Genomic DNA, 12670 nt, shown 5'->3' on the forward strand with positions numbered 1-12670 from the left:
CTTTCTTCATCTTTTAGCAAGTCGTGATAATACATCGATAGCGTATCTGTCGTTTTTTCAATTTGTGTTATACTGATTGTTTTCACCACAAACCGATCCATCATAACAGCCACATTCGCATCGCCATTTCCTGCGGTTTTATGAAATTGTAGCAATGAAGTTGCGTGCAGTTCTTCTTTTTGCTGAAACGTTTTAAACCAATCGATACGTAATTGTTTCATTTCGTCTGTATACAACATCGAAGACGACCAAATGTGTGGCGTTTGCAATGACAATGATTTCAGCTGCTTTTGTGCGCCATCCCAAACAAATTCAAGCACTTCTAAAGTGTTGTTCCAGTCTACAATAATGACCGTAAAAGGTTCTATTAAATGCAGATTGTAATTTGCGATGGTTTCTTTAATGTTTTTTGCAGTCAAAAAATCATGTACTACAATTCCGCGACTGTGACGATATCTAAGTAAACGTCTGTGTTTTTCAAATCCACCATTTAGCAAACAAACCACTCGTTTTTGAGCGCTCATTCCAATCCAAGTGCCGCCACTAATTGCATCTTTCGGAAATACCAGTTTTGTATCGGAAACGGAATATAGTGCTGGCTTTTTTGTTTCTCTCATTGGCGATTCGTCACGACTGGAAGTAAGCACAAATTCATCATTTCCTTTATAGATAAAACTGACTGTACACATTATAAATTTGGTTTGTATTTGAATGAACAACTTACAAAATTTTCAGAAGATATGCATGTAAATTGCGAATCGTATAATTTTACAGAAGATAAGTCACAATTCATTGCAAAACCCTAAAAACGATCTAAAATTGTTTTCGATCTAAAGGTGCTTTTTTTTTGTATCTTTGCACCTTAAAATCTAATCAAAACATTATAAAATATAACACCTATGGGAAAAGGATTTTTTCAAGTTCCGACAGCCATCAATGAGCCAGTAAAGTCGTATGCACCTGGAACTCCTGAAAGAGCTGCTGTTACTGCGCAATATGAAGCATATTTTAACGGAAATGTAGATGTGCCAATGTATATTGGAAGTGACGAAGTTAAAACAGGAAATACCAATACGATGTCGCCACCACATGATCATAAACATGTAGTAGGAACATACCATTTGGCAGAAAAAAAGCATGTTACACAAGCTATTGAAACGGCTTTAGAAGCTAGAAAAAAATGGGCGCAATTGACATGGGAACAACGTGCAGCGATCTTTTTGAAGGCTGCTGAATTAATTGCCGGACCTTATAGAGCAAAAATTAATGCTTCTACCATGATTGCACAATCAAAAACTGTACACCAAGCAGAAATTGATGCAGCTTGTGAGTTGATTGACTTTTTACGTTTTAACGTGGAGTTTATGTCACAAATTTATGAAGAGCAACCAGACTCAGCAGAAGGAATTTGGAATCGTGTTGAATACAGACCATTAGAAGGTTTTGTATACGCAATTACACCTTTTAACTTTACAGCAATTGCAGCCAATTTACCTGCGAGTGCCGCAATGATGGGAAATACTGTTGTTTGGAAACCAAGTGACAGCCAAATTTTCTCTGCAAAAGTAATTGTAGATATTTTTAAAGAAGCCGGTGTACCAGATGGTGTAATTAACGTTGTTTATGGTGATCCTGTAATGATTACAGACACTGTTTTAGAAAGTCCAGATTTTGCTGGAGTTCACTTTACAGGTTCTACGTATGTATTTAAAGAACTTTGGAAGAAAATTGGAAACAACATTCACACCTATAAAACATACCCGAAAATTGTTGGTGAAACTGGAGGAAAAGATTTCATTGTTGCGCATCCAAGTGCGAATCCTAAGCAAGTTGCAACAGGAATTTCTCGTGGTGCTTACGAATTTCAAGGACAAAAATGTAGTGCAGCTTCAAGAGCTTATTTACCAAAGTCAATTACTGACGAAGTACTGAATTACGTTAAAGAAGATATCGCTTCTTTTAAAATGGGTTCTCCTGGTGATTTAGGCAACTACATTACAGCGGTAATTCATGAAGGTTCATTTGACAAATTAGCCAAATACATCGATCAAGCAAAAGCAGACACCAATGCAGAGGTTATTGCTGGTGGAAACTATGACAAATCGAAAGGATACTTTATTGAACCAACTTTAATTGTAACGACAGATCCAAAATACACAACAATGGAAACTGAGTTATTTGGCCCTGTTATGACTGTTTATGTATATGACGATGCAGATTGGTCAGATACGTTAAAGTTAGTTGACGAAACTTCTGAATATGCATTAACAGGTGCTGTATTCTCTGGAGATCGTTATGCAATTGATGAAGCTACAAAAGCTTTAGAAAATTGTGCTGGAAACTTCTACGTAAATGATAAACCAACTGGTGCTGTTGTTGGACAACAACCATTTGGTGGCGCAAGAGCATCTGGAACGAATGACAAAGCTGGTTCTGCACAGAACTTGTTACGTTGGGTTTCTCCACGATTAATTAAAGAAACGTTCGTAACACCAATAGATTATAGATATCCATTTTTAGGATAAATTATCATATATACATTACGGAAAAGCTGAAGACCAACATCTTCAGCTTTTTTCGTTTCTAAGAACTGCTAATTTTAAGGAATTCAATATTTAAGGGCTTAAAATTCGTATTTCGCAATAAATGTGTTAATTTTCTGCGATTTTTTAACCCCTAAATAATCTTACAATGAAGTTGAAATTACTTTTTCTTTTCTTTCCAATTTGCCTTTTTGCGCAAGTGAATAGTGGTTATGTTGAATTAAATGCAATTCCTAAACAAACAGAGACACTCATTACAGAAACAGCACCTTTTTCTGTATTAAAAAATGATGCTAATTACAATAGCATGCACAGTCTATTGCAAGCTTCAAAAGAACTGGCACATGCTGGCAAAACAACACCTTTTCTTTCTATAGAAAATAACATGCGTATTACTTCATATAATGAAACCATAAAAATTGGCGGAATATATGCTGAGTATGAAATCATTAATCCAGAAGCTATCACAAATAATGACATCATTCTAGAAAATAACATACATAAGGTTCGACAAGAGGCTTCTGAAAGTGTTTTTCAACAAAAATCAGCGCTTATTATTGCACCGTTAAGTATTCATAAACATGGACTGCAAACTACTTTTTATGCAGATAGCACTTTGTTTAACGCTGACGCGGAAACGAATATTTCACAACTCTTTATAGATTTTGACAATGGCAATGGGTTTCAATCTGTAAATTTCAATACACCAATACCAATCAACTATAACAATGCTGGCGAGAAGCAATTAACTTTTAAAGTACAGTTTACTTCTGGAGAAGAAAGGACAACTACATCACAACTGATTGTTCATGGAAGTATTCAAACAGAAAATCAACAAAATCCGCAAGCAATCACAGCTTCCATAAGTCCCGATTTATCAATCTACTCAGGTGCAACAAGTTTTGCTGGCATGGGAGAATATCAAGTATTTTTAGGCGCGAACAATACTGACATAGTTAAACCAATCATTGTTATTGATGGTTTTGATCCAAGTGACACAAGAGATATCAGCGCTGTATATGATTTACTTAATTATACAGATACGAACGGAATGACGCAAAATTTAGCAGATCGCATTCGCGCTGAAGAAGATTTTGATGTTATTATTTTAAATCTCCCTCAATATTTAAGGTTAGCTAATAATACATTACAGCTTCTAAGTACAGTTACTGATACAAATGGAGATATGATTATTGATGAAAATGATTATCCAGCAGGAAGTACTTTAGTTGATGGCGGAGCCGATTATATTGAACGCAATGCAATGATTTTGGTAGAATTGATCAATACTATAAACAGTCAAAAAGTAGGAAACGAGGAAAATGTAATTATTGGTCCAAGTATGGGCGGATTGATTTCAAGATATGCTTTAAATTATATGGAAAGTGAAGCTTCTCAAGATCATGACACACGTTTATGGGTTTCGTTTGATTCTCCACATTTAGGCGCCAATGTTCCAATTGGGTTTCAGCACTTATTCAATTATCTCGCATACGGATTAGATACGTGGGTTGGAGATTTCAGTGTAGAATCGTTACGTCCTATTGTAGACGGCATGTTAAAATCGCCTGCAGCTAGGCAAATGCTAACGGATCATATGGAAGCACATTTACAAAATGGACAAATTGCTGAGTTTGATAATAGCATTGTTTTACCAACTGCACATCCTTTTCATGATTTATTTTTTGATCGAATAAACAACTTAACAACTTCTGGTTTCCCTGAAAATTTACGCAAAATTTCCATCATTAATGGAAGTGGAAATGGTGCTCCATATCAAGATAAAACTGGCAGCGATATAGTACCAGGAAGACAAGTACTTGACATCACTATAAATGGCGTTGCATTGCTTACAGATGCGCATTTAAAAGTTTGGTACACACATGCCGCAAACGTCAACGACGAAGTAAGTAACATTTGGATTGACGCACCTTTTCTTTGTTTCTGCGATATTAATGCTGATGCAAATTCTCGCTCGTACAGCTATTCTAATGGAATTGATGCCGCTATGGGCGGATTGTTCGATTTGGGAGCCTTATCTGGAAGTTTTGCAGGTGGCGACCCCACAATTGATGCCTTTTTTGCAGGATTACAAACCGATTATTTTAACTTCATTCCTACCATTAGTAGCATGGGATTAAAAAATCAGAATAATTGGCATGCCATTCCAAACCCAAACAATGGAACTACAGAAAACGAATCTCCTTTTGATGCTTGGTACATGCCGCCAACCAACGAAGGACATGTAATCTTAACGGATCCAAACGTGCAATTTGCTTGGAATGAAATCGTTTCTCCAACACTAAGCACTCCATCGTACACTTCAGAAAATTATATACAATTATCTCAAAATCCTATTCAAAGCGACTTAAAGCTACGCACAGAAAAACTGATCAACAAACTAGATATTTCTTTATATGATATTTCAGGTAGAAACGTATTAGAAGTAAAAGAAACTACTATTCAATCAACCATAGAAATACCTATTGAACTTCAAACTGGAATTTATATACTACAACTCAAATACAATAATAATATTCAAACAGAAAAAGTTATCATTGAATAAATTCAAAAAGCCAGTGCATAATTTACACTGGCTTTTTTCATTCTTTATAATTATTGTTATTTATGGTTAAATTAGTTTACATATTTAACATGGTCCGAAGAAAGTACAACATACCCAGTATCCATCTCCATCTTGGTGCCATAAATCGCTGAGTGCTCCTCCTTTTAATTGTTCTACTTTAAAGTTTGAAACTACTTTTTTGTTTAAGCTGATTTTCTGTAATGTTCTTTTCTTCATGATAGTAAAATTATGGGTTAATAATAATTAAATGTAAATAATCATCTACAATCTTCACTACGGTTTTACCATAATCAACTACATATCAGACCTGTAAAAAATAAGCCACAATATAATAAAAGTCCAAAATATAAAATAAGTAAAACAAAAAAAGCAGCCCATTGGGCTGCTTTTATATAAAGAATTATAGAGAATTCTAGCTAATTAAAATTAATTTATTAGTTAAAGTCAAAATCTGCATCAGCTGTTCCTGTTTTAGAACGTGCTGCATTGATTAACTTATCATCAGATCCAACAATCATTGCAACAACAGAAACTTTTGTGTTATCCGAAATACTAGATGGCATAGGAATATCATATACTTCCGTATGCTTTTGTCCTGCAGCTGTACTTCCACTTGGAATAGCATCTCCAAATACATTAGTCATTGAATGTCTTAATACATGATTGTGAACGAAATTTGGAAGTGGATCTACTCCACCTTGATAAGTTGTGTAGTTAGCTTGTGATGCTACAATACCATCTTCTAATACAAATACTACTAATTTGGCACCTGACGTATTTTGAGCAAAAGCTGCGCTTACATATACTTGTAAATTATTTCCAACTACCATTGAGTTTAAAGATAAACCTGAAGTAGTATTACCAGATGCTAAATTTGTTACTTGAGCAATATTACTTGGCTCTGGGAATGCCCAAACTGCATCTCTGTTAATAACAGCTGTTGGGTAACCAGAAGTTACATATACACCATCTAAAGTCTGACCATATGAGTTTTGCATACCATCTCCGATGTGTGCAGCAATAACAAATGCATCATCTGTTTGAGCCTCTAACAACGTAATAGCCTCAGAAACTCTAACACACCATCCACACCATGTTCCAGTGTAATCTTCAACAATTGCTTTTTGTGAAAAAATACTTGGCGCAGTATCATCTCCTACTGGTAAGTTAAATACCGGAGAAGTAATACCGTCTTTATCAGCAGTAACTACTAAATCATCTGTTGTAAGTGTCATATATCTGTTTCCAGCAATTGCGTTTCCATTTACTGTAAGCATAGCACTATCAGTAATTGTATAATCGTTTCCTCCAGCATCAGTTCCGATAACAGTAAAATCAGCTGTATCACCTATTTTAATACTTGTTTCTGCACTCTCTACTCTTAACGCAGTAATAACTGGCGGCGTAACTTCTAGACTGATAGCTCCACTAGTAATACTTCCATTTTTTGCAGTAATTTGGTAAGATCCAGTAGCTGTAGGTGTATACTCTATACCAGTAATAGCACTATTGTTTACTAAGATACTAGAACTTGACGTTACGTTTGATCCATCGTTTGCTGTTACAGTAAAAGTCACTGATCCTCCAAGTTCAATTGAAGTTTGACTAGCAGTTACAACTATAGAAGTAATTCCTGATCCTCCATTACCTGGGTCTGTTGGTTCTCCTGTGTCGTTATCTGAATCGCTACTACATGAATACATGAATAAAGCAAATACGACAAACAAGCTTTTAAAAATGTTTTTTGTTTTCATAAGACTTTTTTTTGTTTATAAAGTTTGGTTTACGGTATAATTTTGGGACTAATTTATATTAAATTTCTGTTAAAAAAAAGAAAAATCTAATAAACAGCAAATCAACCAAATAACCTATCACTTATATAGAGAATATGGGGAAAATGCAAAAATTGATTTATTTTATTTTTCTTGCTATTTTAACGGAAGCTTTTATATATTTACAGCATTCTCACTATTAAACTAAAAAATATGAAGTCAATTATGAGCATTGTTGTTGTATTCTTAATGTTTACAATACAAGCAAATGCGCAAAAAGAAATACCAAATATTACGGTTAAAAATTTAGATGGTAGCTCATTAGACATGAATGAAATCACTCAAGAAAAGGGTGTAAAAATCATTAGTTTCTGGGCAACTTGGTGTGTACCGTGTATTAATGAATTGGATGCTATTAGCGAAGTGTATGACGATTGGAAAGATGAAACTAACGTTGAATTGATTGCAATTGCTACTGATGACGCTAGAACCAAGAAAAGAATTAAGCCATTAATTAACGGTAAAGGTTGGGAATATAAAATTCTCTTGGATGAAAATCAAGATTTACAACGTTCTTTAAACATTACCACAATTCCACATGTAATTGTAATTAAGGACGGAAAAATTGTATTTCGCCACACTGGATATTTTCCTGGTGCAGAAGATCAACTTTATGATGTAGTTAAGAAAAACGCAAAGTAAAGAAGTTAACTGACCAACCAAACACTAAACTAACTATATATTACATGAAGAAATTACTATACCTTTCTTTGGCATTGGCTTGCTCTTTTGCATTTGCACAAGAACAAGATGATGATGAAAAAAAGAAAGACTGGGGCACATTAACTGGTGGATTTGAATCAATTGTACAATGGTATAATGATGATACAGGGCTTGGAAAATTTGCCGAAGACGAACACGTACGTTCTAATAATTACCTAAAATTAGACTATAACTACGGAAATTGGTTTGCAGGAATTCAAGTTGAATCGTATGCACCAATGCCTTTACTAAACTACTCTCCGAAATTAGACGATTCTGGAATTGCACAATATTATGCAATGTATAAAACGAGAAAACTAGAGATTACCGCTGGTTATTTTTATGAGCAGTTTGGTAGCGGACTTATTTTACGTGGATGGGAAAACAGACCTTTAGGAATTAATAACTCTTTTAGAGGTGGACGTGTTAAGTACAATCCATCAGATGCATTGTCATTCACTGGAATGTATGCTAGACAACGTGATGGTTTTGAAGTGTCGGAAGGTGAAATTTTTGGATTTAATTCTGAAATTGATCTTACAAATTTATTCAAATTAGAAACTTCATCAGTCTCAGCTGGATTTAGTTATGTTGGAAGAAAAGAAGATATTCCTGAAGAATTTCAAAATACAGGTTTTGACGAATTAACAAATGCCTTTTCTGCACGACTTGATTATTCTGGGAATTCATTCTACTCTGGTGTAGAATATATTACTAAAAGCGAAGATGCCATTGTAAACTCGCAACGATATATTGAAAATTTTGCTGAATCTGGAAGTGCACTTTTAGTAAACTTAGGATATTCGCAAAAAGGATTAGGAATAGACGCAACTTTTAGAAGATTGGAAAACATGAATTTCTTTTCTGAAAGAGAAGCTTCTGGAAATGTATTCAATGAAAATATCATGAATTATTTACCAGGACTTACAAAACAACACGATTATTTATTGACAAATATTTATGTGTATCAAGCACAACCTGCTATTTCCGTTCCAGATCCATCTTTATTAAAGTATGGTGAAATTGGAGGACAAGTAGATGTTTTCTATAACTTCAAAAAAGGAACGCCAATTGGTGGAAAATACGGAACTAAAATCGCATTTAATGCTGCATATTGGGCAGGATTAAAAGGTGATTTTAACTTTACAGACAGAGATTCTGAAGTAGAATATTTTGGTTTCGGTCAAAAATACTTTACAGAATACAGCTTGGAAGTTCGTAAAAAATGGAATCGCAAATGGCAAAGTATATTTTACTATGTAAATCAATATTACAATCAACGTTTTATTACAGATCAGCGTGGTGAAGTAAACTCAAATATTGCTGTAGCAGAAACAACGTACCGAATCAACTCAAAACAATCGGTTCGTGCGGAAGTACAACATTTATGGACACCAGACGACAACAAAAACTGGGCTGGAGCTACACTAGAATTTAACGTAACACCAAGATTATCATTTTACGTTAACGACATTTACAATTACGGAAATGATGATGAAGACGAGCAAATTCACTTTTACAATGTTGGAGGTAGTTATGCAAGAGGCGCTACGCGAGTTGCAATTAACTACGGAAGACAACGTGGTGGATTGGTATGCGTTGGAGGAGTTTGCCGATTTGTACCACAAAGTACAGGTGTTACTTTCAACATCACAACCGCATTTTAAACATATATAATACTAAGAAATAATATCTAATTTTAGATATAAAGAACTCTCAATAACCAAACCAACCAACTAACTACGAAAATCCCTTGTGTAAATTGCACAAGGGATTTTATTTTATGGTTTATATTTTAACGGAAGATGTACTACTTTTTTCGTTTCAAAGAAATCTTCTTCAAAGAAATCGGGAATTGCATACAAGGTTGCTTTTGGAAAATCTTTCAGTTCTTCTGTCAAATCGCCACCTTTCAAATACAAAATTCCGTTCTTTAGCTCGTGTCTTTGTTTTTTAGCCACTTTTTTACGAACCCACTTTACAAAATCGGGCATGTTTGTGACAGCTCTACTCACTATAAAATCGAATTCGCCTTTTACTTTTTCTGCACGAAGATGATGTGCTGATACATTTGTCAACCCAATACTTTCAGCAACTGCTTCTACCACTTTTATCTTTTTTCCGATGGCGTCTACCAAAACGAATTTAACCTCTGGAAACAAAATAGCCAACGGAATTCCAGGAAAACCGCCACCTGTACCAACATCTAGTATTCGCGAACCAGATGCAAACGATTGTACTTTTGCAATTGCCAACGCGTGCAATACATGGCGTATATACAATTCGTCAATATCTTTGCGTGATATTACATTAATCTGCGCATTCCACTCTTTATATAAAGTTTCTAACTGTTCAAATTGCTCCACTTGAACCTCTGTTAAACCTGTAAAATATTTTTGTATAATTTTCATATCTGAAGCAAAACTACTCTTTATTTGCGATTATGTAAATTTATTGTTTTCAAATTACGATATTTGCAATATATTGCGACAGTAATTTGAATTCATTCTAAAGATTAAAAAGTTCCCTCCATGACGCAACAAAATATCGATAAAGAAATCAAAGAGGCTCTAAAAAACTGGAGATCAATCATATCTAAATACAAGAAAAAAAGTACTAAGAAAGCTATTGGACAAATAGCATCTTCCTTTTTACCATTCATCGCAGTTTGGACATTAATGTACTTTACACTCGAATTTTCTTTAACATTAACCGTTTTATTAGGAATTTTAAATGCATTTTTTTTGGTGCGAATTTTTATCATTCAGCACGATTGTGGACACGGTTCGTTTATCAAATCAAAAAAAGCCAGCGACATTATAGGATACGTTTGTAGCGTATTTAGCTTTCTACCATTCAAATATTGGTCAGAAACACATACGTTTCATCACACACATAACGGACAGTTAGAAACAAGACAAGTTGGCGATTTACCAACATTAACTGTTAAAGAATTCCGTTCAAAAAGTTGGTGGGGAAAATTCAAATACAAAATTTTCAGAAGTCCACTCGTAATCTTCGTTATTGCACCTGCATACTATTTAATTGTAACAACTAAATATCCGTTCTTACAATTTAACAAATGGCAAAAAATAACCTTATTACTCCTAAAAGATAACCTCATCATCATTATTCCCTATTTAATAATCGGATACTTTGTAGGTTGGGCAAACTTCTTTGCGGTTCAATTCATCATCTTATTTTTCTTCGGAATTATTGCTTTTTGGTTCTTTTATGTACAACACCAACATGAGCTTTCGTATAAAAAATGGAAGAAAGATTGGGACTTTTTACTATCTGCCATCAAAGGAAGTACGTATTTAAAATTGCCAAGAGTTATGGAATGGTTTACAGGACATATTGGTATTCATCATATTCACCATTTAAACAGTAGAATTCCAAACTACAACCTAAGAAAATGTATTGCCGAAAATAAAATCTTATCCAAATACGTAACTACATTATCATTTAAAGATGGATTAAAAATGATGTTTTTAAAACTTTGGGATGAAGAACAACAACGCATGATTTCGTTTAGAGAATACTACAAACTAGAAAAAGTACGTGTTGCTAACTAAAAAATACAATCACTTACAAAAAGTCTGCTTTTCGCAGGCTTTTTTTTATTTCCGTAACAATCAATCCATAATTTATGGTGTTTAGATAAAAACTCAAAGGCATTCCATAAAACCGAACAATTAGTGACTGCTTTGTTTCTTCTTAAATTATAAAATACCTAATTTCGCAGCATTCAGTTCTATTAAAACAAAAAACAACACACAACAATGTCAGTATTATCAGAAAGAGTTTTAAACATGTCTACTTCCGCTACCTTAGCAATGGCAGCAAAAGCAAGAGAATTGAGAAACGAAGGAAAAAATATAATTGGGCTAAGCTTAGGCGAACCTGATTTTAACACTCCTGATTTTATAAAAGAAGCCGCAATTCAAGCTATTAACGATGACTATAATAGTTATACTCCTGTAGATGGATATGCCGATTTGAAAGAAGCGATTATCAATAAATTTAAACGCGACAACAACTTAAGTTATACCGCAAGTCAAATAGTTGTTTCAACGGGCGCAAAACAGTCCTTAGCAAATGTAGCGATGGTTTTATTGAATGACGGCGACGAAGTTATTCTACCTGCGCCTTTTTGGGTAAGTTACAGTGATATTGTAAAATTAGCCGAAGGTGTTCCTGTACAAGTAGCAACGTCTATTGAAACAGATTTTAAAATGACACCTGAGCAATTGGAAGCCGCGATTACACCAAAAACGAAAATGATTTGGTTTAGCTCTCCATGCAATCCAAGTGGTTCTGTATATAGCGAAGCGGAATTAAAAGCATTGGCAGTTGTGTTGGAAAAACACCCAAATATCTATGTAGTTTCTGATGAAATTTACGAACATATCAACTTTACCAGCGAGCATTTCAGTATTGCTCGTATTCCGTCTTTATACGATCGTACCATCACTGTAAATGGAGTTTCCAAGGCGTTTGCCATGACAGGTTGGCGAATTGGATATATCGGTGCTCCAGAAAAAATTGCGAGAGCTTGCAACAAAATTCAAGGACAAATAACAAGTGGCGCTAACTGTATTGCACAACGTGCTACAATTGCTGCTTTAGAAGCTAGTAAAGACAAAATTCAATACATGATTGATGAGTTTTTAAAGCGTAGAGATATCGTTTTAGAATTACTAGGCGAAATTGAAGGATTTAACATCAATGTGCCAGAAGGTGCGTTTTATGTATTTCCAGATATTTCCTCGTTCTTCGGGAAAACCTTACGTGGAAAAACAATTAACAATGCGACTGATTTTTCTTTGTATTTGTTGGATGAAGCCTTAGTTGCCACCGTAACAGGTGATGCATTTGGAAATCCAAACTGCATTCGTATTTCGTATGCAGCTTCGGAAGCAGCATTACGAAAAGCAATTCAACAGATTAAAGAAGCGTTGCACTAACAAAACGTTTATAAATTATATAAAAGCTGTTTTCTT

Annotated in this window: 10 protein-coding genes; 6 read left to right on the forward strand and 4 right to left on the reverse strand. The window is 34.5% G+C overall.

Annotated features, from left to right (window positions below):
- The coding region (locus tag AB8B65_RS04285; RefSeq protein ID WP_405299621.1) for an NRDE family protein at positions 1-689 on the reverse strand (689 nt) is incomplete at its 3' end.
- A gap of 210 nt (positions 690-899) precedes the next feature.
- On the opposite strand from AB8B65_RS04285, the gene pruA reads away from it, so the two are divergent.
- Together pruA and AB8B65_RS04295 are read left to right on the forward strand one after the other, a co-directional pair.
- Complete coding sequence (gene pruA / locus AB8B65_RS04290) at positions 900-2525, forward strand: L-glutamate gamma-semialdehyde dehydrogenase (protein WP_405299622.1); 1626 nt, start codon at positions 900-902, stop codon at positions 2523-2525.
- A 166-nt stretch (positions 2526-2691) separates the two neighbouring features.
- Positions 2692-5109 carry a T9SS type A sorting domain-containing protein gene (locus tag AB8B65_RS04295; protein ID WP_405299623.1) on the forward strand — a complete coding sequence of 806 codons (2418 nt, stop codon included), beginning with the start codon at positions 2692-2694 and terminating at the stop codon, positions 5107-5109.
- Between the two features lie 84 nt (positions 5110-5193).
- Here AB8B65_RS04295 and AB8B65_RS04300 read toward each other — a convergent pair whose 3' ends face one another.
- Together AB8B65_RS04300 and AB8B65_RS04305 are read right to left on the reverse strand one after the other, a co-directional pair.
- Positions 5194-5346, reverse strand: a complete 153-nt coding sequence (locus AB8B65_RS04300; RefSeq protein ID WP_405299624.1) for a hypothetical protein — start codon at positions 5344-5346, stop codon at positions 5194-5196.
- 218 nt (positions 5347-5564) lie between these two features.
- Positions 5565-6884 carry an Omp28-related outer membrane protein gene (locus AB8B65_RS04305; RefSeq protein ID WP_405299625.1) on the reverse strand — a complete coding sequence of 440 codons (1320 nt, stop codon included), beginning with the start codon at positions 6882-6884 and terminating at the stop codon, positions 5565-5567.
- Positions 6885-7115: 231 nt separating this feature from the next.
- On the opposite strand from AB8B65_RS04305, the gene AB8B65_RS04310 reads away from it, so the two are divergent.
- Positions 7116-7604, forward strand: coding sequence for a TlpA family protein disulfide reductase (locus tag AB8B65_RS04310; RefSeq protein WP_405299626.1), 489 nt, complete (start codon positions 7116-7118; stop codon positions 7602-7604).
- 44 nt (positions 7605-7648) lie between these two features.
- Positions 7649-9331 carry a DUF6029 family protein gene (locus tag AB8B65_RS04315; protein ID WP_405299627.1) on the forward strand — a complete coding sequence of 561 codons (1683 nt, stop codon included), beginning with the start codon at positions 7649-7651 and terminating at the stop codon, positions 9329-9331.
- A 114-nt stretch (positions 9332-9445) separates the two neighbouring features.
- On the opposite strand, the gene rsmG is transcribed toward AB8B65_RS04315, so the two are convergent.
- A complete protein-coding gene (rsmG, locus tag AB8B65_RS04320; protein WP_405299628.1) occupies positions 9446-10075 on the reverse strand; it encodes a 16S rRNA (guanine(527)-N(7))-methyltransferase RsmG in 630 nt (209 codons plus the stop codon).
- Positions 10076-10195: 120 nt separating this feature from the next.
- Between rsmG and AB8B65_RS04325 the strand changes: the two genes are divergently transcribed.
- Both AB8B65_RS04325 and AB8B65_RS04330 read left to right on the forward strand, forming a co-directional pair.
- Positions 10196-11242: a fatty acid desaturase gene (locus tag AB8B65_RS04325; RefSeq protein ID WP_405299629.1), complete on the forward strand. Its 1047-nt coding sequence runs from the start codon at positions 10196-10198 to the stop codon at positions 11240-11242.
- A 207-nt stretch (positions 11243-11449) separates the two neighbouring features.
- Positions 11450-12634, forward strand: a complete 1185-nt coding sequence (locus tag AB8B65_RS04330; protein WP_405299630.1) for a pyridoxal phosphate-dependent aminotransferase — start codon at positions 11450-11452, stop codon at positions 12632-12634.
- The last annotated feature ends 36 nt before the right edge of the window (positions 12635-12670 follow it).

This window comes from Kordia sp. (genome assembly GCF_045105435.1).
GTDB lineage: Bacteria > Bacteroidota > Bacteroidia > Flavobacteriales > Flavobacteriaceae > Kordia.